The sequence below is a fragment of the Acidocella sp. C78 genome (assembly GCF_907164655.1).
Genome location: NZ_CAJQZK010000019.1, coordinates 1 through 24,228, shown reverse-complemented (window position 1 = coordinate 24,228; position 24,228 = coordinate 1). Strand labels below are relative to the sequence as shown.

At 71.1% G+C, this 24,228-nt stretch carries 24 protein-coding genes; 8 read left to right on the top strand and 16 right to left on the bottom strand.

Annotated features, from left to right (window positions below):
* Nucleotides 1-29: 29 nt before the first annotated feature.
* From der to ACIDOCELLA78_RS000000107795, 4 genes are read right to left on the bottom strand one after another with little or no spacing between them, the layout of a single operon-like run.
* Nucleotides 30-1,385, bottom strand: a complete 1,356-nt coding sequence (der, locus tag ACIDOCELLA78_RS000000107810) for a ribosome biogenesis GTPase Der (protein WP_201729104.1) — start codon at nt 1,383-1,385, stop codon at nt 30-32.
* Nucleotides 1,382-1,753, bottom strand: coding sequence for a PQQ-binding-like beta-propeller repeat protein (locus ACIDOCELLA78_RS000000107805; RefSeq protein WP_249676177.1), 372 nt, complete (start codon nt 1,751-1,753; stop codon nt 1,382-1,384). Before ACIDOCELLA78_RS000000107805 ends, der begins: the two co-directional genes overlap by 4 nt.
* Complete coding sequence (locus tag ACIDOCELLA78_RS000000107800; protein ID WP_249676164.1) at nt 1,696-2,742, bottom strand: PQQ-binding-like beta-propeller repeat protein; 1,047 nt, start codon at nt 2,740-2,742, stop codon at nt 1,696-1,698. Before ACIDOCELLA78_RS000000107800 ends, ACIDOCELLA78_RS000000107805 begins: the two co-directional genes overlap by 58 nt.
* Nucleotides 2,739-3,407 (bottom strand): tetratricopeptide repeat protein, encoded by a 669-nt coding sequence (locus tag ACIDOCELLA78_RS000000107795; protein ID WP_201729103.1) that lies wholly within the window; start codon nt 3,405-3,407, stop codon nt 2,739-2,741. Before ACIDOCELLA78_RS000000107795 ends, ACIDOCELLA78_RS000000107800 begins: the two co-directional genes overlap by 4 nt.
* Before the next feature lie 283 nt (nt 3,408-3,690).
* On the opposite strand from ACIDOCELLA78_RS000000107795, the gene ACIDOCELLA78_RS000000107790 reads away from it, so the two are divergent.
* Nucleotides 3,691-3,903, top strand: coding sequence for a hypothetical protein (locus tag ACIDOCELLA78_RS000000107790; protein WP_249676162.1), 213 nt, complete (start codon nt 3,691-3,693; stop codon nt 3,901-3,903).
* A gap of 164 nt (nt 3,904-4,067) precedes the next feature.
* Here ACIDOCELLA78_RS000000107790 and rpsA read toward each other — a convergent pair whose 3' ends face one another.
* Entirely contained in the window at nt 4,068-5,795 is a 1,728-nt protein-coding gene (gene rpsA / locus ACIDOCELLA78_RS000000107785; RefSeq protein WP_201729102.1) for a 30S ribosomal protein S1, read from the bottom strand.
* Nucleotides 5,796-6,177: 382 nt separating this feature from the next.
* Here rpsA and ACIDOCELLA78_RS000000107780 point away from each other — a divergent pair, with 382 nt between their 5' ends.
* From ACIDOCELLA78_RS000000107780 to ligA, 3 genes are read left to right on the top strand one after another with little or no spacing between them, the layout of a single operon-like run.
* The gene (locus ACIDOCELLA78_RS000000107780) at nt 6,178-7,086 is read left to right on the top strand and encodes an outer membrane protein assembly factor BamD (protein WP_249676160.1); all 909 of its coding nucleotides are present in this window, start codon (nt 6,178-6,180) and stop codon (nt 7,084-7,086) included.
* 18 nt (nt 7,087-7,104) lie between these two features.
* Nucleotides 7,105-8,784: a DNA repair protein RecN gene (gene recN / locus ACIDOCELLA78_RS000000107775; protein ID WP_201729101.1), complete on the top strand. Its 1,680-nt coding sequence runs from the start codon at nt 7,105-7,107 to the stop codon at nt 8,782-8,784.
* Nucleotides 8,781-10,820, top strand: coding sequence for an NAD-dependent DNA ligase LigA (gene ligA, locus ACIDOCELLA78_RS000000107770; RefSeq protein WP_201729100.1), 2,040 nt, complete (start codon nt 8,781-8,783; stop codon nt 10,818-10,820). The genes recN and ligA overlap by 4 nt, the downstream gene beginning before the upstream one ends.
* A 31-nt stretch (nt 10,821-10,851) precedes the next feature.
* Here ligA and dksA read toward each other — a convergent pair whose 3' ends face one another.
* Nucleotides 10,852-11,268: an RNA polymerase-binding protein DksA gene (gene dksA / locus ACIDOCELLA78_RS000000107765; protein ID WP_201729099.1), complete on the bottom strand. Its 417-nt coding sequence runs from the start codon at nt 11,266-11,268 to the stop codon at nt 10,852-10,854.
* Nucleotides 11,269-11,389: 121 nt separating this feature from the next.
* Nucleotides 11,390-11,785, bottom strand: a complete 396-nt coding sequence (locus ACIDOCELLA78_RS000000107760) for a flagellar assembly protein FliX (protein ID WP_201729098.1) — start codon at nt 11,783-11,785, stop codon at nt 11,390-11,392.
* 120 nt (nt 11,786-11,905) lie between these two features.
* Between ACIDOCELLA78_RS000000107760 and ACIDOCELLA78_RS000000107755 the strand changes: the two genes are divergently transcribed.
* The 4 genes from ACIDOCELLA78_RS000000107755 (at nt 11,906) to ACIDOCELLA78_RS000000107740 (ending at nt 14,954) form a co-directional block, all read left to right on the top strand.
* A complete protein-coding gene (locus tag ACIDOCELLA78_RS000000107755; RefSeq protein ID WP_201729097.1) occupies nt 11,906-13,060 on the top strand; it encodes a flagellar basal body P-ring protein FlgI in 1,155 nt (384 codons plus the stop codon).
* A complete protein-coding gene (locus ACIDOCELLA78_RS000000107750) occupies nt 13,057-13,467 on the top strand; it encodes a rod-binding protein (RefSeq protein ID WP_201729096.1) in 411 nt (136 codons plus the stop codon). Before ACIDOCELLA78_RS000000107755 ends, ACIDOCELLA78_RS000000107750 begins: the two co-directional genes overlap by 4 nt.
* Entirely contained in the window at nt 13,464-13,871 is a 408-nt protein-coding gene (locus ACIDOCELLA78_RS000000107745; RefSeq protein ID WP_201729095.1) for a hypothetical protein, read from the top strand. The genes ACIDOCELLA78_RS000000107750 and ACIDOCELLA78_RS000000107745 overlap by 4 nt, the downstream gene beginning before the upstream one ends.
* Before the next feature lie 66 nt (nt 13,872-13,937).
* Nucleotides 13,938-14,954 (top strand): glycosyltransferase family 4 protein, encoded by a 1,017-nt coding sequence (locus tag ACIDOCELLA78_RS000000107740; protein ID WP_201729094.1) that lies wholly within the window; start codon nt 13,938-13,940, stop codon nt 14,952-14,954.
* A gap of 21 nt (nt 14,955-14,975) precedes the next feature.
* Here the strand turns inward: ACIDOCELLA78_RS000000107740 and ACIDOCELLA78_RS000000107735 are convergent, their stop codons facing one another.
* The 9 genes from ACIDOCELLA78_RS000000107735 to ACIDOCELLA78_RS000000107695 form a co-directional block, all read right to left on the bottom strand.
* The gene (locus tag ACIDOCELLA78_RS000000107735; RefSeq protein WP_249676156.1) at nt 14,976-16,829 is read right to left on the bottom strand and encodes an ATP-binding protein; all 1,854 of its coding nucleotides are present in this window, start codon (nt 16,827-16,829) and stop codon (nt 14,976-14,978) included.
* Nucleotides 16,830-16,924: 95 nt separating this feature from the next.
* Nucleotides 16,925-17,557: a VC0807 family protein gene (locus ACIDOCELLA78_RS000000107730; protein ID WP_201729092.1), complete on the bottom strand. Its 633-nt coding sequence runs from the start codon at nt 17,555-17,557 to the stop codon at nt 16,925-16,927.
* Nucleotides 17,554-19,479, bottom strand: a complete 1,926-nt coding sequence (locus ACIDOCELLA78_RS000000107725; protein ID WP_201729091.1) for a S9 family peptidase — start codon at nt 19,477-19,479, stop codon at nt 17,554-17,556. The genes ACIDOCELLA78_RS000000107730 and ACIDOCELLA78_RS000000107725 overlap by 4 nt, the downstream gene beginning before the upstream one ends.
* A 158-nt stretch (nt 19,480-19,637) precedes the next feature.
* Entirely contained in the window at nt 19,638-20,429 is a 792-nt protein-coding gene (locus ACIDOCELLA78_RS000000107720; RefSeq protein WP_201729090.1) for an ABC transporter permease, read from the bottom strand.
* Nucleotides 20,426-21,025 (bottom strand): ATP-binding cassette domain-containing protein, encoded by a 600-nt coding sequence (locus ACIDOCELLA78_RS000000107715; protein ID WP_201729089.1) that lies wholly within the window; start codon nt 21,023-21,025, stop codon nt 20,426-20,428. Before ACIDOCELLA78_RS000000107715 ends, ACIDOCELLA78_RS000000107720 begins: the two co-directional genes overlap by 4 nt.
* 4 nt (nt 21,026-21,029) lie before the next feature.
* Complete coding sequence (locus ACIDOCELLA78_RS000000107710) at nt 21,030-22,433, bottom strand: dipeptidase (RefSeq protein WP_201729088.1); 1,404 nt, start codon at nt 22,431-22,433, stop codon at nt 21,030-21,032.
* Between the two features lie 63 nt (nt 22,434-22,496).
* Nucleotides 22,497-22,784, bottom strand: coding sequence for a 4a-hydroxytetrahydrobiopterin dehydratase (locus ACIDOCELLA78_RS000000107705; RefSeq protein ID WP_201729087.1), 288 nt, complete (start codon nt 22,782-22,784; stop codon nt 22,497-22,499).
* Entirely contained in the window at nt 22,781-23,422 is a 642-nt protein-coding gene (locus ACIDOCELLA78_RS000000107700) for a uracil-DNA glycosylase family protein (RefSeq protein WP_201729086.1), read from the bottom strand. The genes ACIDOCELLA78_RS000000107705 and ACIDOCELLA78_RS000000107700 overlap by 4 nt, the downstream gene beginning before the upstream one ends.
* On the bottom strand, nt 23,419-24,078 hold the full coding sequence (locus tag ACIDOCELLA78_RS000000107695) for a glutathione S-transferase family protein (protein ID WP_201729085.1): 660 nt from the start codon (nt 24,076-24,078) through the stop codon (nt 23,419-23,421). Before ACIDOCELLA78_RS000000107695 ends, ACIDOCELLA78_RS000000107700 begins: the two co-directional genes overlap by 4 nt.
* Nucleotides 24,079-24,228 lie beyond the last annotated feature (150 nt).

Here is a 24,228-nt window from a genome sequence, read left to right as displayed (position 1 = left end):
AAAGATGCTCTGCCCGCGCGCCGGCCGGCCTATTCGTCGGCGTAGGGGTTCTTGGTGCCGCGCAGTGCAAGGCGGATCGGTGCGCCGTCGAGGCCGAATTTCTCGCGCAGCGAGTTCACGAGGTAGCGCTGGTAACTGTCCGGCGTCAGCTCCGCCCTGGTGCCGAACACCGCGAAACTCGGCGGCCGCGCCTTGACCTGGGTGATATAGCGCAGCTTCAGCCGCCGCCCCTCGACCAGCGGCGGCGGAAACCGCTCCAGCGCGCCCTCGAACCAGCGGTTGAGGGAAGCGGTCGTCACCCGCGTGTTCCAGATCCGGTCAGCCTCGCGCACCGCCGGCAGCAGCTTCCTGACCCCCTCGCCGGTCTCGCCCGAGAGCGGCACGAGCGTGATCCCCTTCATCTGCGAGAGCGAATGCTCCAGCCGTTCGAGAATGGCCCGGCGGGTGCGGTCGCGGTCTTCCACCAGGTCCCATTTGGTCAGCGCGATCACGCAGGCGCGCCCCTCCCGCTCGATCAGCCGGGCAATGGTGAAATCCTGGTCGTGCAGCCCCTCATGCGCGTCGATGGCGAGAACGACCGTATCGGCGAATTTCAGCGCCTCGATCGTCGATGAGGTGGAGAGCTTCTCCAGCCCGGCCTCGACCCTCGCGCGCCGGCGCAGCCCGGCGGTGTCGAACAGCCGGTAGCGCCGCCCGGTGGCATCGGTCAGTTCGGCGGCGATCGCGTCGCGCGTCAGGCCGGGTTCGGGGCCGGTGATCACCCGCTGCTCGCCCAGCAGCCGGTTCATCAGGGTCGATTTGCCCGCATTCGGCCGCCCGACGATGGCCAGATGCATCGGCCGCTCGCCATCCTCATCCTCCGCCGCCCCGCTTTCCGGCAGCGCCTCGATGATGCGGTCGATCAGGTCGGACACGCCCTCGTTATGCTCGGCGGACACCGGCACCGGCTCGCCGAGGCCGAGCGCATAGGCCTCCAGCGCCGCGTTGCTGCCGCCGCGCCCCTCCGCCTTGTTGGCGACGACAATGACCGGCTTGCCCGTCCGTCGCAGCCAGGCGGCGAAATGCCGGTCCTCCGGCAGCAGCCCGGCGCGGGCGTCGAACACGAACAGCACGAGATCGGCCTCGTCCACCGCCGTCCCGGTCGAGGCGCGCATCCGCCCGGGCAGCGTGTCCGGCGGCGCTTCCTCAAGGCCGGCGGTGTCGATCAGCTGGACCTTCACCCCGGCAAGCTCGCCCCAGGCTTCCTTGCGGTCGCGGGTGACGCCGGGCTCATCGGCGACGAGCGCGATGCGCTTGCCCGCCAGCCGGTTGAACAGGGTGGATTTGCCGACATTCGGCCGCCCGCAGATCGCGACCCGCGGGGTGCGGGCAGGGGAGGTGGTCATCGATAGGCTGTCAGCACCGCGTTGCGGGTGAGCGCGAACAGCGTCCCCGCGGCGGCGATCGGGGCGAGGCCGGACTCGCCATTGAGGGCCAGCCCCTGGTCGGGCGGGGTGAGCAGTTTGCCGGCCAGCGCATCGACCACGATCATCCGCCGGTCCGAGCCGGTCAGCAGCAGCCCGGCGCCGGCCACCAGCGGGCCATGCCACGACAGCGGCTGGCGGCGCCGCGCCGGGTTGCCATAGGCAGGCAGGTCGGTCACCCAGCCGACAGCGCCATCCGCGACGCGGATCGCGGCAAGGCGCTGGCCCTCGGTCAGCAGGAACAGCCAGTCGCCGGCCACCGCCGGGGTCTCGCCGCCGCCCGCGCTGATGCTCCAGATCCGCCGGCCCGAACGCAGGTCGAAGGCGACGGTGGTGCCGGCCAGCCCGGTCGCGATCGCCAGCCCCCGGCGATCACCGGACTCGCGACGATGCTGGAGACGTCGAGCGGATTGGTCTGGGCGTATCCCGCCGCCAGGCTCTGCTCCCACACCGCCGACCCGCCGGTCGCGTTCACCCCGGCCAGCACGCCGGAGCCGAAGCCGGCGACCACGATGCCGTCCTGATAGGCGGGCGTGCCGGCGCCGAACATCGACCCGCCGGCGCCGCTCCCGGTCGGGAACCGCCAGGCGAAGGCGCCGGTCTTCGCATCGAAGGCCTGGAGCGTGTTGTCGAGCATGATGACGAAGATCATCCCGCCGCCGAGCCCGGGGGCCGAGCGGAACGGCTGGTCGAGCGTTTTCGTCCAGCGCGGCTTGCCGCTCGCCGGATCGAGGGCGAGGAGCTGGCCGAAGCCCGAGGCGACATACAGCGCCGCGTCATCCGCCGCGAGCCCGCCGCCATAGGCGAAGCTGTTGTCGTGCCGCGGGCGCATCGAATGTCGCCAGAGCCGATGTCCATCGGCGATCGCGCGGGCCTCGACCACGCCATTGGCATCCACGGTGAACACCCGCCCGCCGGCAATCACCGGGGCGGCGTGCAGCGTGCGGCGATAGGTGGCGCCGGCGCCGATATCGTCGTGCCAGGCCATGCGCAGCCGCGCGGGCAGGGCGCTCACCCCGGCATCGTGCGCGGCGGTGGCGCCGGCCTGGCCCCAGCCGGTCCGCGTCTGCGGTGCCGGCAGCGTCACCGGCGGCGCCCCGGCGGCAACCCGCAGCGGGTTGTGCGGCGGCAGCACCGGGATCTTGCGGCCCGGCACCGGCGGCTTCGGCGGGGTGGAGAGCAGGCCGCAGCCGGAGAGCATCGCCAGCGACGACAGCAGCGCGCCGCGCCGCCCGATGGTGGAAAGGGCGCGAAGATCGGTCATGGTCCGGCGGGTCATCCCTTCAGTTTCGCAATCAGGCCCTGGGCGAGATTGCGCAGATTGGGCGCGGAGGCGGGGTTGGCGCTCACCTCCGCCAGCAGGGCGCCGGCGGAGGCGGTCTTGCCGGCGTGGATGTCGAGCAGGGCGAGGTCGAGCTGGGCCAGCGGCTGCCACGGATTGCCCGGCCGGTTCAGCGTCTGCAGCCCGGCGCGGGCGGCGGCGGCGTTCTTGCCGTCCATCTCGTGCTGCGCGCCGAGCAGGATCGCGAGGTCGCGGATCGTCGGCAGCGCGCCGCTGCCCGGTGCCGCGATCGCCGCCCACTGGCGTTGCGCGGCCTTGCCATCGCCGCCCTGCTCGTAAAGTGCGGCGGCGCGCAGCCGGGCGAGATTGGCATAGCCGGCCGGCGCGCTGGCGGCATATCCAGCAAGCCGCTTCGCATCGGCCAGATCGCCCGCCTTGGTCGCCCCGCCCGCCTGCTGGCCGATCTCGGCGATCAGCGCGGTGTAGCCTTCCGCCGCCCGCACATCGAGAAGGTGGCGGTGCCACTGCCACGCCTTCCACCCGCCGATCGCGACCAGCACGACCAGTGCTGCGCCGGCCATCGCGCCGGCATACCGGACGAGGAACTGACGCGTGCGTTCGGCACGCAGGTCTTCGGCGACTTCATCGAAAATATCGGGCACTCGGGCTCTCGCTCGCTTGGCGCCGGGGAGGGTATCCCGCGGGCTGGATCGGGTTTTCGCGGCGGACCATAGCCGCGCGCGGCACGTTGGGCAACGTAACCGGGTCTTCATTTTTTCATGGCATTCTACCGGCAATGCGACGAATGCTTGTCATGCTCTGCGCGGTCCCGCTCGCCGGGTGCGGCATCGGTGCGGGTGCCACCGTGGCCGCGAATGTCGTCACGCTGACCACGATCCACCGCACCGTGCCGGATGCGGTCGTCTCGCTGGTCACCGGGCGCGATTGCTCGATGGTCCGGCTCGACCGGACAAGAGCTATTGCGCGCCGAAATACGTCCCGCCGCGGCCGCCGCCCTACTGCACCCAGACCCTGGGCGACCCCGAATGCTGGGCCGATCCCGAAAAACTGCCGGACCACGCGCCGGAAATCGCCGAAGGCCCCTACCGGCTGACCACCCGCGCCCAGATCGAAAGCGCCGAGGGGCGCTGGCCCTGACCGGCCGCTTCGCCCGACCGCCATCGGCAACCCCCACCAATAACAAACGCCGTCAACAACAAACGCCGCCCCTTGGGGGCGGCGTTCCCGTTGGTCCTGCGGTGCAAAAGCGCCGCCCGGCATGCCCGGACCCGGCATGGCGCCGGAGCCGGGCGCGCGCCGGTTCAGTTCTCGCCCTGCGCCTGCTGGTTGCGGCGGCGGATGGCGGCGCCGAGGATGTCGCCGAGCGAGGCGCCCGAGTCGGACGAGCCGTAATCGGCCATCGCCTGCTTCTCCTCGTCGATCTCCTTGCCCTTGACCGTGAGCTGCAGCTTGCGCGCGGCGCGGTCGACAGCGGTGATCTTGGCGTCGATCTTCTCGCCCGGCGCGAACTTCTCCGGCCGCTGGTCGGCCTTGTCGCGGGCGAGTTCGGCGCGGCGGATGAAGCCGGTGAGAACGTCGTCCACCTTCACCTCGAGGCCGTTCGCCTGCACCGCGGTGATCACGCAGGTCACGATCATGCCCTTGTGGACACGGTCGAGCACGCCGGCGGCGGGATCTTCCTCAAGCTGCTTCACGCCGAGGCTGATGCGCTCCTTCTCGACATCGACGTCGAGAACCTTCGCCTTGACCACGTCGCCCTTGTTGAACTTCGCCATGGCGAGTTCGCCCGGCTCGTCCCACGACAGGTCGGACATGTGGACCATGCCGTCGATCTCCGGCGCAAGGCCGACGAACAGGCCGAACTCGGTCATGTTGCGGATCTCGCCTTCGACGATCGAGCCCACCGGGTGCTCGTCGAGGAACTGCTCCCACGGGTTGCGCTGAACCTGCTTGAGGCCGAGCGAAATGCGGCGCTTGCCGGCATCCACGTCGAGTACCATGACCTCGACTTCCTGGCTCGTCGCGACGATCTTGCCGGGATGCGCGTTCTTCTTGGTCCACGACATCTCGGAGACGTGCACGAGACCCTCGACGCCCGGCTCCAGCTCCACGAAGGCGCCGTAGTCGGTGATGTTGGTGACCCGGCCGGTCGCCTTGATTCCCGGCGGATACTTGACGTCCACGCCTTCCCACGGATCGGTCTCGAGCTGCTTCATGCCGAGGCTGATGCGCTGGGTGTCGGGGTTGAAGCGGATCACCTGCACCCGCACCGGCTGGCCGATGGTCAGCGCCTCGGCCGGGTGGTTGATGCGCCGCCAGGCGATGTCGGTCACGTGCAGCAGGCCATCGACGCCGCCGAGATCGACGAAGGCGCCGTAATCGGTGATGTTCTTGACCACGCCATCGAGGATCTGGCCTTCCTTGAGGCCCTGGATCAGCTCGCTGCGCTGCTCCGCCCGGGTCTCCTCGAGCACGGCGCGGCGCGAGACCACGATGTTGCCGCGCGCGCGATCCATCTTGAGGATCTGGAACGGCTGCTGCACGCCCATCAGCGGGGTGACGTCGCGCACCGGGCGGATATCCACCTGGCTGCCCGGCAGGAACGCCGTCGCGCCGCCGAGATCGACGGTGAAGCCGCCCTTGACCCGGCCGTGGATCACGCCATTGACCCGCGCCTGCTGCTCATAGGCGCGCTCCAGCGCCGTCCAGGCCTCCTCGCGGCGCGCCTTCTCGCGCGACAGCACGATCGAGCCGTCCTTGTCCTCGTAGCGCTCGATATACAGATCGAACGTGTCGCCGGACTTGATCTCCTGCGCGCCGAATTCCTTCAGCGGCACGCGGCCCTCGCTCTTCAGCCCGACATCGACGACGACATAGTCATCATCAATGCGCGACACCCGGCCGGAGACGACCGAGCCCTCGAAGCCGGTATTGCTGCCGAGCGTGCTGTCGAGCAGCGCGGCGAAATCCTCGGTGCCGGAATTATGATCAGCGCCCTGCGAGCGCATGGCAGTTGCGGTTGAACCCATGAAGCGGTTTGAATCCTTGAAACGAGACCGTCTTGCGGCCGGTTTGGCTGGCGCGCCGCCCGGAATTCCATCCGTTGCGGTCACGACTGTCCGGACGGGTCCGGACGGGGTTTCGGGTGCCACCGTTGCGCACCGTTTCGAGGCGGCGCCGGCATGCCGGGATTTCCATGAGAGGGAATTCCGCAGCGCCGCGCGCCGACCCGGCCGGGATAGTCCACGTCGTCCCGGCAACGGTCTGGCGACAAGCCGTGGACACCATGTCCGCGGTTGCCGCGGGAATAGGCTTTTTCACCCGGTTTTGCAAGCTTTCCCGAACCTTTCGCGGCACCCGCGCCGGCCAGAGGCTTCGCGGCGCCGAATCACATGCTATAAGCCCGGCCCGATGACGCATTCGCAGACTCCGGCTCGGCCGGCCCGCTTCTCCCCCTCGCAGCCGCGCACGCGCCGGCGCCGCCCGCGCGCGCTGCCGGCCCTGCTCCTGCTCTCGCCGCTCGCCCTCGGCGGCTGCGGCCTGTTCGGCGGCAGCGCCAAGACCGGCGCCGCCGCGCACAAGCACGCCGCCAAGCCGCTGCAACCGGCCGACGCGCTCTATGCCGAGGGCATCGCCCAGCTGCACAAGGGCGAGAACAAGAAGGCCGCCCAGCTCTTCGGCGAGATCGAGGTAAACTACCCCTATTCGACCTGGGCGAGCCATGCCGAGCTGCTCCAGGGCTACGCGCAATACCGACGGCAGAATTTCGACTCCGCGGTCAGCGCGCTGAACCGCTTCATCGAGCTGCACCCGGCAAGCCCCGAGGCGGCCTATGCCTACTACCTGAAGGCGCTCTGCTTCTACGAGCAGATCGAGGACGTCCAGCGCGACCAGACCTTCACCCTCGAAGCCGCCCAGGCCTTGCAGGACGTGGTCTCCCGCTTCCCCGACAGCGCCTATGCCCGCGACGCCCGGATCAAGCTCCGCCTGGTCGAGAACCGCCTCGCCGGCCACCAGATGGAAATCGGCCGCTTCTACCAGCGGCAGAATCTCTACGCCGCGGCGATCAGCCGCTATCAGGTGGTGGTCCAGCAATACCAGACCACGACCTTCGCCCCCGAGGCGCTCGACCGGCTGGTGGAATGCTATCTTGATCTCGGCCTGGTCAAGGAGGCGCGGCGCAATGCCGCCGTGCTCGGCCACAACTATCCCGGCTCGCGCTGGTATTTGCACGCCTATGACACGCTGCGCCGCCACGGGCTGCTGGCGGGCGCGGCAAAGCCGAAGGCCACGGGCGGGTTCCTCTTCGGCCTGCTCTGACCCGGGGGGCGCGGAGCCATGCTCACGGCGCTGTCCATCCGCGATGTCGTCCTGATCGACCGGCTGGATATCGGCTTCGCCCCGGGCCTGACCGTCTTCACCGGCGAAACCGGCGCCGGCAAGTCCATCCTGCTCGATTCGCTCGGCCTCGCCCTGGGCGACCGCGCCGATGCCGCGCTGGTGCGCTCCGGCGCCGCCCAGGCGGTCGTCACCGCCTCCTTCGCGATTCCCGCCACGCACCCGGCAATGGCGCTGCTGGCCGAGCAGGGGATCGAACCCGGCGATGAAATCCTGCTCCGTCGCATCCTCTCGCGCGGTGGCAAGTCGCGAGCCCTGGTCAACGACCAGCCGGTGAGCGTCGCCCTGCTGCGCCGGGTGGCCGATCTGCTGATCGAGATCCAGGGCCAGCACGCCCAGTTCGGCCTGACCGACCCCGCCACCCAGCGCGACATGCTCGACCGTTTCGGCGTCGCGCCCGCGCTGCGCGACGAGGTGGCCGCCGCCTTCGCCACCTGGCGCGCGGCCGAGGCGGCGCGCGCCGCGGCCGAGGCGGCGCTCGACTCCGCGAGGCGCGACGAGGATTTCCTCCGCCACGCGGTCGACGAGCTGGCGACCCTCGCGCCGCGCGCCGGCGAGGAGGAGGAACTGGCCGCCGCCCGCCAGCGCCTGCAGGGGGCGGAGCGCCGCGCCGAGGCGATCGGCGGCGCGCTCGCCGAGCTGGCCCCGCGCGAGCGCCGCTCCGCCGGCCCGGCGGCGACGCTGCGCGCGGCCGCCCGCGCGCTCGCCCGCATCGCCGAGGCCGAGCAGGGCGCGTCCATCGGCCCCGCACTCGCCGCGATCGAGCGCGCCGAGGAAGCCCTGGCCGAGGCCGAAACCCTGCTCTCCCGCGCGGTTTCCGAGGCCGAGGCCGACCCGCGCGGGCTCGAGGCGATCGAGGAGCGGCTGTTCGCCCTGCGCGGCATGGCGCGCAAGCACGCGGTTCCCGTCATCGAGCTGCCCGCCCTGCTCGAACAGTTCCGCGCCCGCCTCGCCACGCTCGACGCCGGCACCGAGGCGCTCTCCCGCGCCGAGGCGGCGAGCCGCGCCGCCCGCGCCGCCTATGGCGCGGCGGCCGCGGCGCTGAGTGCCGCGCGGCAGGCGGCGGCCGAGCGCCTCGCCGCCGCCATCGCCGCCGAGCTTCCCCCGCTCCGGCTCGACCGCGCCCGCTTCCTCGTCGCCCGCGCCGACCTGCCGGAGGCGCAGTGGAACGCGAACGGCGCCGATTCGGTGCGCTTCCTCGTCGCCACCAACCCCGGCAGCGCGCCCGGCCCGCTCGACAAGGTCGCCTCCGGCGGCGAGCTGTCACGCCTGCTGCTGGCGCTGAACGTGGTGCTGGCCGGCGAATCCCCCGTCGCAGCCCTGATCTTCGACGAGGTGGACAGCGGCATCGGCGGCGCCACCGCCGCGGCGGTGGGCGAGCGCCTCGCCCGCATCGCGCGCGAGACCCAGGTTCTCGTCGTCACCCATTCGCCCCAGGTCGCCGCCCGCGCCGATTCGCATTTCCAGGTCAGCAAGGCCAGCGGGCGCGACCGCGCGATGACGCTCATCAGCCGGCTTGACGCCGCCGCCCGGCAGGAGGAAATCGCCCGCATGCTTGCCGGAGAAACGATTACCGACGCCGCGCGCGACGCCGCGCGCAGCCTGCTGGGCCGCTCGTGAGCGCCCGCCCGCCCGCCCCCGCCGCCGCGGCCGATCCCAGGGCCCGCCTCGCCGAGCTGCTCGCCCGCCTCGCCGCGGCGGATGCCGCCTATCACCGCGACGATGCGCCGATCATGGACGACGCCGCCTACGACGCCCTGCGGCGCGAGGCCGAGTCGCTGCGCGCCCGCCATCCCGAACTCGCCGCGACGCTCGACCAGGTCGGCGCCGCCCCCGCCGGCGCCTTCGGCAAGCTGCGCCACCGCCTGCCCATGCTCTCGCTCGACAACGTGTTCGAGCCGGCCGATTTCGCCGAGTTCTGCGCCAGCATCCGCCGCTTTCTCGGCCTCGGCGCGGCGCCGCTGGCCTTCGTCGCCGAACCCAAGATCGACGGCCTGTCGATCTCGCTGACCTACGAGAACCGCCGCTTCGCCCGCGGCGCGACGCGCGGCGACGGCGCCGAGGGCGAGGACGTCACCGAAAACCTCCGCACCCTGCGCGAACTGCCCGCGACCCTGCCGGAGGACGCGCCCGACTTCATCGAGATCCGCGGCGAGGTCTACATGACCAAGGCCGATTTCGTCGCCCTCAACCAGGGCCAGTCCCGCCAGTTCGCCAACCCGCGCAACGCCGCCGCCGGCAGCCTCCGCCAGCTCGACCCTGCGATCACCGCCGCCCGCCGGCTCTCGCTGTTCGCCTATGCGCGGGGTGCCGCAAGCGCTGCGGTGGGCGAGACCCATTGGGACTATCTGGCGACGCTGCGGCGCTGGGGCTTCCCGGTGAATCCGCTGGCCGAGCGGGTGAGCGAGGCGGGCGCGGAAGCCTTCCAGCGCGCGGTGGCCGAACGCCGCGCCGGGCTCGACTACGATATCGACGGCGTCGTCTACAAGATCGACGACCTCGCGTTGCAGGAGCGTCTCGGCTTCGCCGGCCGCGCCCCGCGCTGGGCGGTGGCGTGGAAATTCCCCGCCGAGCGGGCGCTCACCACGCTGCGCGCGATCGACATCCAGGTCGGCCGCACCGGCGCGCTCACCCCCCGCGCCCGGCTCGACCCGGTCAATGTCGGCGGCGTGCTGGTCAGCCACGCGACCCTGCACAACGAGGACGAGATCGCCCGCAAGGACGTGCGAATCGGCGACACGGTCGAACTCCAGCGCGCCGGCGACGTGATCCCGCAGATCCTCCGCGCCCTGCCCGAGCGCCGGCCGGCCGATTCGGCCCCCTTCGTCTTCCCCGATCACTGCCCGGCCTGCGGCGCGCTGGCGATCCGCCCGGCCGGCGAGGTGGTGCGCCGCTGCACCGGCGGGCTGAGCTGCCCGGCCCAGGTCGTCGAGCGGCTGATCCATTTCTGCGCCCGCGCCGCCTTCGACATCGAGGGGATGGGGGAGCGGACGGTCGAGCAGTTCCACGCCCTGGGCTGGCTTCTGAGCCCGGCGGACATTTTCTCCCTGCGCGACCGCGAGGCCGCGATCGCGGCGCTGGAGGGCTGGGGCGAGGTTTCGGCGCGCAAGCTCGTCGCCGCGATCGAGGCGCGCCGGCGGGTGCCGCTCGCCCGCTTCATCTTCGCCCTCGGCATACGGCGGATCGGCGAGCAGAACGCGAAGCTGCTGGCCCGCCACTATTCTTCCTATGCCACCTGGCGCCAGCAGATGGAGCAGGCCGGCGTGATCGGCTCGGATGCGCGGCTGGAACTCGGCTCGATTTCCGGCATCGGCCCGTCGATCGCCGAGGAACTCGCCGGCTTCTTCGCCGAGCCGCACAACCGCGACCTGCTCGACCGGCTGGTGCCGATGCTGACCATCGAGGACGAGGTTGCGGCGGAAGGCGGCGCGTTCGCCGGCAAGACGATCGTCTTCACCGGCACGCTGGAAACGCTGACCCGCCCGGAGGCGAAGGCCCGGGCGGAGGCGCTGGGCGCGAAAGTCACCGAATCGGTCTCGAAAAAGACCGATTTCGTGGTGGTGGGTGCGGAAGCCGGCTCGAAGGCGGCAAAGGCCGCGAGCCTCGGCGTCACCATTCTGAGCGAGGCTGAATTCCGCGACCTCGCGGGCCTCTGACCCGCCGGCCGCGGATGATTGAAAAGCCCCCTCAGTCGTCCCGCTGGATGCGTTCCTGCCGCTCGTGGCGTTCCTGCGCCTCGATCGACAATGTCGCGATCGGCCGCGCCATCAGCCGCTTCAGCCCGATCGGCTCGCCGGTTTCCTCGCAATAGCCGTAGGTGCCGGCCTCGATCCGCGCCAGCGCCTGGTCGATCTTGCCGATCAGCTTGCGGGCGCGGTCGCGGGTGCGCAGTTCCAGCGCCCGGTCGGTCTCCACGCTCGCGCGATCGGTGATGTCGGGCTCCAGGATGCCGCCTTCGGACAGGCTGGCGAGGGTCCCGTTCGCCTCCATCAGCAGGTCGTGCCGCCAGCGGAGCAGCCTCTGCCGGAAGAACTCGACCTGGGTCGGGTTCATGAACTCTTCATCGTCGCTCGGGATGTAGTCCGGTGCAAGAGTAATTAACATGAATGTCAGTTCCTCCAACGCACGGGCCCCGGGGTCGGTATGGGTGAGGCCACAGGTTGGCGGCTTATACCCGTGCCGCCCGCCGCCGCCAAGGGCGGAGAGGCTGCAATTCACCTTATAGTCACAACCTTCCGTGGCGGGCGAGTTCGACCCGCGCGCGCAGGCGGATCGCGCCGACGATGGCGCGCAGCGCCGGGTCGGCCGGAAGCTCGATCTCCGCCGCGCTCCGCGCCAGCGCGTCGAGATCGGGCGCGGTGCCGCCCAGCACTGCCCGTTGCAGCGCGGCCAGCGCGCCGAGCGCGCGTTCGCCGCCGCGCCGCGCCGCGCCCTGCCGGCGGGCCTCGCCGCTCTCGTCCTGCAGCCCGATCAGCGCGGCGACGCTGACCGGCGCGAGCGCGGGGGTTTCCTGCTGCGCCGGGGCGGCGAGGCTGAAGCTCTCGCCGGCCGGCCTCGCCTTGCCGCCGCGCGCGGTGCCGCCGATGCCGCCCGGCCCGCCCAGTCCTGCAATCCGTGTCATTCCCGCCTCCTCGCGCCCCATGCCGGCGCGCAGCTTTCATCCGGCCAGACCGTCTCTTAGCTGCAAAGTATTAACCTTTTCCTGCGAAACTCCACCGCGTGACCAAAATGATCGCGCCCGATGACCCGAAATTTCCTTGATATCTGTTGCTGCGGCCGGCATCGCTGGCGCGCCGCGATGCTGCTGCTCTGGGCAGCGTGCTATCTGCTGTTCGCCTGCGCGCGCCCGGCCTTCGCCGAGGTGCGGATCAAGGACATCACCGACATCCAGGGGGTCCGCAACAACCAGCTCGTCGGCTACGGCCTGGTCGTCGGGCTCAAGGGCACCGGCGATTCGCTCAACAACTCGGTCTTCACCCGCCAGTCGCTGATCGGCATGCTCGAACGCCTCGGCGTCAACACCCAGAGCCAGGCGGCGAACCTGCAAACCAAGGACATCGCCGCCGTCATGGTCACGGCGAACCTGCCCGCCTTCGTCCATAGCGGCGAGACGATCGACGTCACCGTCTCGGCGATGGGCGACGCGACCGACCTGACCGGCGGCACGCTGCTCGTCACCCCGCTGCTCGGCGCCGATGGCCGGGTCTATGCCGTGGCCCAGGGCTCGCTGGTCACCGGCGCGATCCAGGCGGCGGGGGCGAATGCCTCCTTCACCCAGGGCGTGCCCACCGTCGGCCGGATCACCAACGGCGCCATCGTCGAGCGTTCGGTCAATTTCAAGCTGGCCTCGCAGAAACAGCCCAAGCTCGAACTGCGCAACCCCGATTTCACCACCGCGATGCGCATCGCCCGCGTCATCAACGAGCGTCTCGGCCCCGGCATCGCCACGGTCGATGATCCGCGCACCATCACCCTCGATCTCGAGGGCCGCAACGTCGTGCAGAATCTCGCCGATATCGAGGATCTGCGCGTCCAGCCCTCCACGCCCGCGGTCGTCGTGGTCGACGAGGCGACGGGCACGATCGTGATGGGCGCGAATGTGCGCATCAGCACCGTCGCGATCGACGAGGGCAACATCACCGTGACCGTGAAGAACACCCCGGTGGTCAGCCAGCCCAACCCGCTGGCCGGCGGCAACACGGTCTCGACCGCGCAGACCTCGATTTCCGTCAAGAAGGGCAAGGGCAAGAGAATGGATATCGTCCAGGGCAATATCAGCCTGCAACAGCTGGTCTCCAGCCTGAACGCGCTCGGCGTCGCGCCGCACGACATGATCAGCATCCTCCAGGCGATCAAGGCGGCCGGCGCCCTGCAGGCGCGGCTGGTCGTGCAATGACCCTGACCCCGCTCGCAGGCCCCGCCGGCGCCGCGCTCGATCCGCTCACCCGGCCCGTCGCGACCCCGCCCGCCCGCGGCACCGCGCCGATGAGCGATCAGGCCATCGTCCACGCCGCCCACAAATTCGAGGCGATGGCGATCGCCCAGCTGCTCAAGCCGATGTTCGCCTCCGCCGGCTCCGCAGCGGCGCCGTTCAGCGGCGGCGCGGTCGAGAAATCGTTCCGTCCCTTCTTCATCGACGCGGTCGCGAAATCGATCGAGGCGCGCGGCGGACTCGGCCTCGCGCCGATGATCGAAAAGGCGCTCCTCGCCGAGCGCGACAGCACCAAACCCCAGCCCGCCGCCTCCGCCTCCGTCCCGAGTCCATCCCCATCTCCATCCCCATCCCCAGGAACCGGCTCATGAACACCGAAGCCTCGGCTCGCGGCCCCATCGCCGCCGCCAACGCCCTCGCCGCCGTCCTCGAAGAGGAAAACCGCCTCCTCTCCCTGCAGGATTTCGCCTCCAGCGCCACTCTGGAAGCGGCGAAGCGCGGCGCCATCGCCGATTTCGAGGCCGCCTTCGAAACCGGCGCGGCGCTGCCGCCGCGCGAGCGCCGGCAGGCCGAGGCGGCGCAGCGTCGCCTTGACACGGCGATCAGCGCCAACGGCGCGCTTCTGCGCGGTGCGATCGAGACCCAGCAGCGCGTGATCCGCACGATCATGCAGGCGCTCGACACCAGCCGCGCCGCGGTCGAGCCGCTGCAATCCTACGCGCAGGACGCCGCCGGCCGCCCGGTTGCGCCGGTCGCCTTCAGCCTGCGCGCCTGATCCAGCCGCGTCTCCTCCCAACGCGTATCTCTGGCCAGATCGGGCCGGCTGTGGCATGGCCCGGGCATGAAGCTGATCCTGATCACGGAAGCCCCGTTCGACTCGGTGACCGGGGCCTCGTTCTACCATCGCCGCCTGCTCGCCGCCTGGCGCGAGGCGGGCGGCGGCGCCGAGATCTTCGCGCTCGATCAACCGGTCGGCGCCGATTTCGCCGATCGTCTGCGGCCGGATGGCCCGATCCTGCTGGAGGGCGCGGCCTTCGCCCATGCCCGCGCCGCGATCCCGGCGCTGCAGGCGCGCGGCGCCTTCGCCCTCATCCATCACCCGACCTCGCTCGAGCCCGGCACGCCAGAAGAGCTGCGGCAGGCCTTCAAGGCGCTGGAGCGGGAGGCGCTGCCCGGCTTCGCCCGGGTCATCGCCGCGAGCGCGCCGATCGCCGGGCGCCTGTCCGCCGAATTCGGCGTGCTGAGCGACCGGATCAGCGTTCTCGTCCCGGGAACCGACCGCTACGAATGCCGCACGCTCAACCCGGTCCTGCCCGATGGCAGCCCGTGCACCGTGCTCTCCCTCGGCACGCTGACCTATCGCAAGGGGCATGACGTCCTGATCCGCGCGCTCGCCTCGCTGCACGATCTCGACTGGCGGCTGGTGATCGCCGGCGAAATGCGCGACCCGGCCTATGCCGAGGGGCTCGACCGGCTTGCCGCCGAGCTTGGCGTCGCCAGCCAGGTGGAGCGGCGCGGGCCGCTCGCCGGCAGCGCGCTCGAGGCCGCCTGGGCCGAAGCCGATCTCTTCGCCCTCGCCACAAGGTTCGAGGGGTTCGGCATGGCGATCGCCGAGGCGATGGCGCGGGGTCTGCCGGTCGCCATCACCGAGGGTGGCGCGGCCGGCGAACTGGTGCCGACCGGTGCCGGAATCGTCGCCCCGGTGGATGACGTGGCCCAGCTCGGCAAGGCGATGCGCCGGCTCGTCTTCAGCCCCGCTTTGCGCGCGCAGATGGGAGCCATCGCCTGGCAACACGCGCGCGGCCTGCCGAACTGGCCCGAGCAGGCCCGGGCGCTGCGGCACCTCGCAACGTCCTGACCGGCGCAGCCCCCCGAGGCTTCACTCCGCCCGCCGGTCCATCCGGTCGGCATCGCCGTGCAGCAGGTGGAAGAGCTGCCGGCGCAGGCAGTCGAAGGTGAAGGGCTTGCGCAGCGTCGCCGTCCGCCCCCCCGCCTTGTGCCCCGTCGCCCCGGCGAGGCCGGTGACGAACAGAACCGGCAGGTCCGGCCGCATCTGCCGCGCGCGGGCGGCGAGGGCGAGCCCGTTCATCGCGCCGGGCAGGCCGATATCGGCGATCAGCAGCCCGATCGCCGCATCCGCGCGCAGCCAGTCGAGGCCGGATTCGGCGTCCGCCGCCTGCCGCACGGCGAATCCCTGCTCGCCCAGCATGTCGGCCAGCAGCGTCCGCAGCGCATCCTCGTCATCGACGATCAGCACGACATCGCGCCCCGCCGGCAGCCATGCCGCGTGCGGCGCCGAATCGCCCGCCGCCGCCGCCTCTCCTGTCGTCGCCGCCGCCGAGGCGTCCGGGGCAGGGCAGGGGATGAACAGGCTGACCCTTGTGCCCTCGCCGATCCGGCTGGCGATCTCGACATGCCCGCCCGATTGCTGGACGAAGCCATAGACCATCGACAGGCCGAGCCCGGTGCCCTGGCCGGCGGGCTTGGTGGTGAAGAAGGGTTCGAAAGCCTGTGCCAGCACCGTCTCCGTCATCCCGCAGCCGGTATCGGCGATGCCGATCCGCACATACGCCCCGGCCTTCCGGCTCTGGCCGCGCGGCGGCGGGCCCAGCGCCGCGTTCGCCGCGTCCAGCGTCAGCACCCCGCCCTCCGGCATGGCGTCGCGCGCGTTGATCGCGAGGTTGAGCAGCGCGTTCTCCAGCTGGTTGCGGTCGCAGAAGCCGGGCCGGATATCCGGCGGGCACGATGTCCGCACCGCGATCGCCGGGCCGGCCATGCGGTCGATCAGCTCGCGCATGTCCTCGATCAGCGCGCCGATATCGATCACGTCCGGCGCCAGCGTCTGCCGGCGCGCGAACGCGAGCAGGCGCTGGGTGAGCCCGGCGGCGCGGGATGCGGCGCTGCGCGCGCCTTCGAGATACGACCGCGCGGCCTCGGTCTCGCCCTGTTCGAGCCGTGCCGCGAGCATGTCGAGATTGCCGAGGATTCCGGTCAGGATATTGTTGAAATCGTGCGAGATCCCGCCGGTCATCTGGCCGATGGCGTCCATCTTGTGCGCCTGCCGCAGCTCCGCCTCCACCGCCTCGCGCCCGCGCATCTGCGCCGTGGTGTCGCGCAGCACGACATGCGCGCCGTCGATCCGCCCGGCGCCATCGATGATCGGCACCGAGGACAGGCTCAGCCAGATCCGCTCCGGCGTGCCGTCCCGGTCGGCGACGAGGCAGTGATCCGACAGGATCACGCAGTCGCCCGCAAGGGTGCGGCCGAGAATGTCGCGAACCAGCCGCCGCACACCGCCCGGCGCCTCGCGCGCCGTCCGCCCGAGGCTGCGCGGATGCCACCGCCCCAGCAGCGCGGCGCAGGCGTCGTTATAGATCAGCACGCCCTCGCGCCCCCACATGGTGGCGATGGCGGTATCCGAGGCGCAGATCAGCTCGATCCGGCGGCGGCGGATCGCCGGCCACGACCCGATCGGCCCGAGCGCCGTTGTCTCCCAGTCGAACGCCTCGATCAGCGCGCGCAGCGGCGTCGGCGCGGCTGTCGCCGGCTGCCGCGCGCGCGTCAGGGTCAGCGGAATGGAACCGGCCGTCATGTCCTGCTCGCCTCCATCCTGCGATGCGGGCCAATCCCGCCGCAGGCCTGCCGTCATCGGAATTGCCGTCCAGCCGCGGCGTTCGCGGTCCGGCCGGGTCTCAAGCGCGGTCGCGATGCGCCAGGCACCCGTCCGTGACACCCAGTATATGAGACAAATTTGAAATATTACAAATTAATTAGATAAATTTTAATAAATACCGAATCCCTGCCGCCGGTCCCGCCCCGCCCGCCGCCTTACTCGCCGATCAGCCCGGCTTTTTCGGCGGCGCGGCCATAAAGGAACGTCCACAGCATCAGCAGCCCGATCGTCGCATAGCCGACGACCGGCCCGACGATGAGAAACTGCCCGACCGGCAGCGAAAACACCAGAACGCTGCGCACCGCCGTCTCCGCCACCAGCCCGACGCCCCAGACGATCGTCATCACGCTCATCACCCGCCGGAATCCCGGCTGGTCGCGATGCGCCTCGAATTCCGCGCTGTCCTCGGCCGATTGCCGCTTCAGGCTGGCGCTGGCGAGCACATAGATCAGCGGCCGGCGGATCAGCGCCGAGCCGATGAACACGAGGCCGATCAGCCCGGTGATCAGCGATTCCCGCATCAGCAGCAGCTTGGGCGAGCCGCCGAGCGCGAAGCCGAGCAGCGACAGCGCGATGCCGCCCAGCACCATCACCGAAATCGCGTCCACCCGCCGGTGGCGGGCGAATTCCACGAGACTCCACACGATCGGCGGCGCGGCCGAGGCCATGATGGCGTGAATCTCGCCGATATGCAGCTTGCTGAAGTGATAGACCGTCCAGGGCAGCAGGAAATTGAACAGAATCTCCAGCGCCATCATGACGCGCTTGCGGGTGACGATGCCCGTCATCGCAGGATGTCCGCGCCTTCGAGGAGCTGAGCCGTCGAGCGGCCGATCTCGTCCGCCGCCAGCGCCTCCGCCCGGCCGCCGAGATGGGTCGCGAGGAAATGCTCGGTGATCGCGTTGAAGGCGATGCTGTTCTCCGGCCGCGCGAAGCCGTGCCCCTCGTCGGGGAACAGGACGTAGGTGACGGGAATGCCCTTTTCCTTCAGCGCCGCCACCATCTGGTCGGATTCCGCCTGGTTCACCCGCGGGTCGTTCGCCCCCTGGCCGATCAGCAGCGGCCGGGCGAGGTGCGCGGCAAGGTGAACCGGCGAGCGCTCGCGCAGCAGCGCCGCCCCCTCCGGCGTTGCCGGGTCGCCGAGCGCGCGGGTGAAGATGCTGCGCCCCGCCTCCCAATAGGGCGGAATGGTGGCGAGCAGGGTTTCGAGATTGGACGGGCCGACAATATCCACCCCGCAGGCATAGCGCTCGGGGTGCCGGGTCATCGCGGCGAGCGTCGCATAGCCGCCATAGGAGCCGCCCATGATCGCGATCCGGTCCGGATCGGCGATGCCCTGGCCGATCGCCCAGTCCACCGCGTCCAGCAGGTCGTCATCCATCGCCCGGCCCCATTCGCGGTCGCCGGCCGTGAGGAACGCCTTGCCGAACCCGGTCGAGGCCCGGAAATTGACCGAGAGCACGGCATAGCCCCGATTGGCCAGCCACTGGTGATACGGGTTGAACCCGAAGGAATCCCGCGCCCACGGCCCGCCATGCACCAGCAGCACCAGCGGGCGCGGCGCCGCGCCCGCATCCGGCGGCACGGTGAGGTAGGAGACGAGGGACAGACCGTCCCGTGCGGCGATCACCACCGGGCGCATCGGCGCGAGCGGGGCGGCGGCGAGGTCGGGCCGCGTGTCGTAGAGTTTTTCGAGCTGGCGGTTCTCGCGGTCATACAGCCAGGCGACGCCGGGCGCCGTGTCCGAGGCGGCGCCGACGATCCAGAACCGGTCGTCCTCGCTGCGCGACTGGATGCCCCAATCGCCGATCCCGGCAGCATCCAGCGCGTCGAGATCCGGCTGGATCGCGGGGTCGAGCGCCACGTAGCGGTTGCGCTCGTAATTCACCCCATAGGCGAGCGGCGTGTTCTCGTGCGGCCGGACGATGATTTCGCCGATATCCGCCCGCGCATCCTCGGCGAGCAGCGTGGCCGCGCCGGTCTCGAGGTCGAGGCGGAAGAGTGCTGCGGTATCGCGCCCGGCGCTGCTCAGCATCAGCGTCGTCCGCCCATCGGCGGTGAACAGGCCGAGCACGCCCGAGGTCATCGCGTCTTCCGGCGCGAAGCGCATGAACGGCGCCCAGCCGCCGGCGCCATCCGGGCGCAGCACCGTCTGGCTGCCATCGCCCTCCAGCCGCGCGGCGAGGCGCAGGGTGAAATCCTCGTCCACATCGAAGCCGGCGAGGCCGGGATTCTCCGCGATCATCGTCGCCCGCCCGGTCGCGATCTCGATCCGGTAGAGATCCGGCCATTGCGGATCGCGCGCGTTGTGGCTGACCACCGCCTCGCCGGGATGGCGGCGGGAGAGCTTGACGATACCCGCCTGGATCGGGCCGTGCGGCGTCAGGTCGCGCATCGCGCCGGTCTCGCGGTCGACGGCGTGGAGATGGAAATTCTCATCCCCGTCATTGTCCTTGACCACGAGCAGATGCCGCCCGTCATGCGCCCAGGCGTAGCCCGGAATGCCGCGCCGCCGCTCGTCGGTCAGCGGCCGCGCCGCGTCGATCCGCCCGCGCGGGGCGACGAACAGGTTCATCACCCCGTCGCGCGGCGCGAGAAAGGCGATCGCGCCGCCATCGGGGCTGATCTGCGCCCCCGCCCGGCGCGGATTGCCGAACAGGGCGGCGCGCGGAATGAGGGGCAGGGCGGTGGTGTCTGTCGTGCGGTCCATGCGGACTTCCTATCGGAGATCGCGTCGCGGCGAAACCGCCGCGCCCCGTCAGTGCGGCGAAACCGCCGCGCCCCGTCAGTGCGGCGAAACCGCCGCGCCCCGTCAGTGCGGCGAAACCGCCGCGCCCCGTCAGTGCGGCGAAACCGCCGCGCCCCGTTTCAGTGCAGCCGGTCGAGCCGCAGCCGCTCGCGCCCGTCGGTCAGCCGTCGCGCCGCGAAATAGGCCGCCCCCACGGCGGCGATGCCGGTCGCCCCGGCGAGCAGGAACATCAGCATGATCTGGTATTTCACCGCCGCAACCGGCGACAGCCCGGCCAGGATCTGCCCGGTCATGATGCCGGGCAGCGTCACCAGCCCGGCGGCGGACATGGTGTTGACGATCGGCAGCATCCCCCGGCGCACCGCCTCGCGGAGCAGCGGGCGCATCGCGTCGCGGAAACTCGTCCCGAGGGCGAGCTGCGCCTCGATCGCGGCGCGTTCGCGCGTCACCGCCGAGAGCAGCGCGTCGAGCGAGAGCGAGGCGGCGTTGAGCGCGTTGCCGAGCATGATCCCGGCGAGCGGAATCGCATAGCGCGCGGCATACCACGGTTCCGGGCGGATCGCGGTGGCCAGCGCGAAAATCGCGGTGATGAAGGTGGCCAGCGCCACCGCCGAGAGCCCGGCGATCTGGTTGCCATGGCGCGCGAGCCGCCGCTCCGGCCGTGCCGCGACCTCGCGCCCCGCGATCGCGACCATCAGCAGGATGATGCCGAGCGTGAGCAGCGGCGCCTCGGCGGCGAACACGAAGCGGAGCAGAAACCCGATCAGCAGCAGCTGCACCGCGCAGCGCGCCGCCGCGACCAGCAATTGCCGGTGCAGCCGGAGGCCGAGCAGCACCGAGGCCAGCGCGTCCACCAGCACGAGCGAGGCGGCGATCAGCAGATCCGCCGGGGTCAGGTCGATCGGGGTCATGCGAGGTTCAGCCGCCCGGCTTCGAGATGCATCCGCTGCGCGCCGAGTCGCTGCGCCTGCGCCTCGTCATGCGTCACCATCACGATCGCGGTGCCGGCGGCGAGCCGCAGCGCCAGCAGCGCTTCGACCAGCGCGGTCGCCTTCGGATCGAGCGCGCCGGTTGGCTCGTCGAGCAGCAGCACATCCGGCCGCGGCAGGATGGTGCGGATCAGCGCGAGGCGCATCCGCTCGCCGGTCGACAGCCGGTGGATCGTCTGGTCGAGCAGCGCCGGTGCCAGGGCGAGCGAGGGCATCATCGCCTCGGCCGCCGCGCGGTCGGGGAAATGCGCGGCCGCCCTTTCGTGCCACCAGCCCGGCTCGGCCGGCAGATAGGCGACGCGCCGCCGCCAGGACGGTGCCGGCATCGCCGCGCGATCCGCCCCGCCCAGCGTCACCTCTCCCTCATGCGGGTCGAGATCCGCGATCATCCGCAGCAGCACCGACTTGCCCGCACCGGACGGCCCGGTGATCGCCACCGCCGCGCCGCGCCCGAGGGCGAGGTCGAACGGCCCGCCCGCCGCGCCGCGCAACCCGGATGCCACGAGAAATCCCGTCACCGCGTCAGCCGGCGAAGGCGGCGAGCATCCGCGCCTCGGCGCGCATGCCGCGATGAAAGCACCGCATCTCGAATTTCTCGTTCGGGCTGTGGATACGGTCATCGTCCAGCCCGAAGCCGACCAGCAGCGTCTTCAGCCCGAGCTGCCGCTCGAACGCCTCGACCACCGGGATCGACGCGCCGCAGCCGGCCAGCACCGGCGCGCGGCCGAATTCCTGTTCCAGCGCCGCCCGCGCCGCGCGCACGAAGGGCAGATCGACCGGCACGACCAGCCCGGCCGAGGCGCCATGCACCTCGAAACGCGCCGTCGCGTCGGGCAGCAGCCGCGCGTTGACGAAGTCCCTGAACCCCTCGACCACCCTCGCCGGGTCCTGCCCCGGCACCAGGCGGAATGTGAGCTTCGCACCCGCCTCGGCGGGAATCACCGTCTTGGTGCCTTCGCCCTGATAGCCGCCGAAAATCCCGTTGATCTCGGCGGTCGGCCGCGCCCAGTTCTGCTCCAGCGCCGAATAGCCGCGCTCGCCGCTCGCATGGTGCAGGCCCACCCCGCCGAGCCAGGCCGCCGCATCGAACCCGCTCGCCCGCCACGAGGCGAGCACGTCCGCCGGAATGTCGAGAATCCCGTCATAAAACCCCGGAATCGCGATCCGCCCGTCGGCGTCGAACAACTCGCCCAGAATCCGCGTCAGCGCGCGGATCGGGTTGAGCGCCGGCCCGCCGAACAGGCCGGAATGCAGGTCGCGCGCCGGCCCCGAGATCCGTACCTCCACCGCCGCGAGCCCGCGCAGGCTGGTGGTGATCGCCGGGGTCTGCCGGTCCCACATGTTGGTGTCGGCGACGAGCACGAAATCGGCCTTCAGCGCGTCGCGCTCCGCCTCCAGCATGGCGGCGAGCGAGGGGCTGCCGCACTCCTCCTCGCCCTCCAGCAGCACGGTGAGGTTCACCGGCAGGCCGCCCGTCACGTCGAGCCAGGCGCGCACCGCCTCCAGCACCATCATCACCTGGCCCTTGTCGTCCACCGCGCCGCGGGCGATCACCCGCGGCCCCTCGGGATGATCGGCCAGCACCGGGTCGAACGGATCGCTCTCCCACAATTCCAGCGGATCGGCCGGCTGCACGTCGTAATGCCCGTAATACAGCACGGTCGGCGCCTCCGGCCCGGCCTGGTGATGCGTCGCGATCACGCCGGGCAGACCCGCGGTCTCCGACAGCCGTGCCGCGAATCCCATGCCGCCGAGCAGGTCGCGCATGTGCGTCGCGGCGCGCAGGCAATCCGCCCGATGCGGCGAGGCCTCGGTCAGCCCCTGCGCGCTGATCGAGGGAATCCGCAGCAGCTCGAACCAGCGCCCGCGCGCGCTGTCGAGCTGGCTGTCGATATGGGCGAGAACGTCGTCGATCCTGCTGCTCATCGCTTTCCCCTGGTTGCGCCGCAACGATAGGGGAGGGCGGCGGGCCGGAAAAGGCCGGCGGCGTCAGGCCAGCCGGTCGATCGCCTCGGCCAGCCGGATATCGCGCGCCGAAAGCCCGCCCGCATCGTGGGTCGAGAGCAGGATCGACACCCGGTTGTAAACGTTCGACCATTCCGGGTGATGGTCATGCGCCTCGGCCAGCAATGCGACCCGGGTCATGAAGGCGAAGGCCTCCGAGAAATTCGCGAAGGCGAAGCGCCGCTCGATCGCGTCGCGGTCCTTCGCCAGCGCCCATTCCGGCAACAGGTCGACAAGGGCGGCGCGTTCGGCATCGGTCAGGCGGGGGATCATGTCGGGTCTCCTTGCGGTGAGAGGGCGGCGGCGAAGGCGTCGCGCAGGGCGGGGATCACCTCGGTCTCGAACCAGGGCCGCCGCGCCGCCCAGGCCCGGGTCCGCCAGGAGGGGTGCGGCAGCGCAAACCGCGCGGGCAGGTGGGCGGCGAAGCCGCGCACCCGCGCCTCCATCGATCCCTTGCCGAGATGATAAAGAATCGCGTGGCTGCCGACCAGCAGCGTGAGGCGGATCGCCGGCATCGCCGCGCGCAGCCGCCCCTGCCACAGCCTGCCGCATTCCGGCCGGGGCGGCGCGTCGCCGCCGCGCGCCAGCCGTCCCGGATAGCACAGCCCCATCGGCACGATCGCGATCCGGCTGTCGTCATAGAATGTGGCGCGATCGATGCCGAGCCAGTCGCGCAGCCGGTCGCCCGAGGGATCGTTCCAGGGAATCCCGCTCGCGTGAACCTTCGTCCCCGGCGCCTGTCCGATGATCAGCACGCGCGCCGTCGCCGAGATGCGGAACACCGGGCGCGGGCCGAGCGGCAGCGATGCGGCGCAGACGGTGCAGGCCCGCGCCGCGGCGGCCACCGCCTCGATCGTCTCGCCCGCCGCGCCGCCCCCCTCCGCCACGCCAGGGCCGGCGGCCGCGATCATGCCTCGAACCGGGCGATCTTCCAGTCCTCCGGCTCGGCGGCGGCGGCGCGATACCAGGCATCGACCAGCTCATGCCCCCGCACTGCGGCGATATAGGCCGCGGTCGCCGCCGAGACCTTCGGCCGGTAGGTCAGCAGCCGCGAGACCACCGGCGCATACATCGCATCCGCCCCGGTCAGCGTCGCGCCGAACAGGAACGGCCCGCCGGCGCCGAAACGCGCCCGCGTCTCCGCCCAGATCGCCTCGATCCGGTCGAGATCGGCGCGCACCGCCGCCGCCGGCTCGGCGGGCGGCAGCGTGCGCGTGCAGTTCATCGGCATGCCGAGGCGGAGGTCGCGGAACCCGGAATGCATCTCGGCGGCGATGGCGCGGGCATGGGCGCGGGCGATGCGCGCCGCCGGCCAGATCCGCGGCGCGATCTCGGCGCAATACTCGATGATGGCGAGGCTGTCCCACACGCGCGCGCCCGCGTGTTCGAGGAACGGAACCATGCCCGAGGGCGAGACGGCCTTGACCGCCGGGGTATGCCCGCCGGCCAGCGGGATCACCCGCTCCTCCGCCGCGAGCCCGGCGAGCCGCACCGCCAGCCACCCGCGCAGCGACCACGAGGAATAGCGGCGGCTGCCGATATACAGGATGGATGAGCTGTCGTTCATGGCCGAAGCCTAGAGCATCATCCGATCAGATGGAATCATCTGATCGAAAAAAGATGCTCGATTTATCAATATAATAGAGCACTACATCCGATCCAACCGGATCGGATGTAGTGCTCTAGCCCGGATGCAGCCGCCCCGCCATATCCGCCG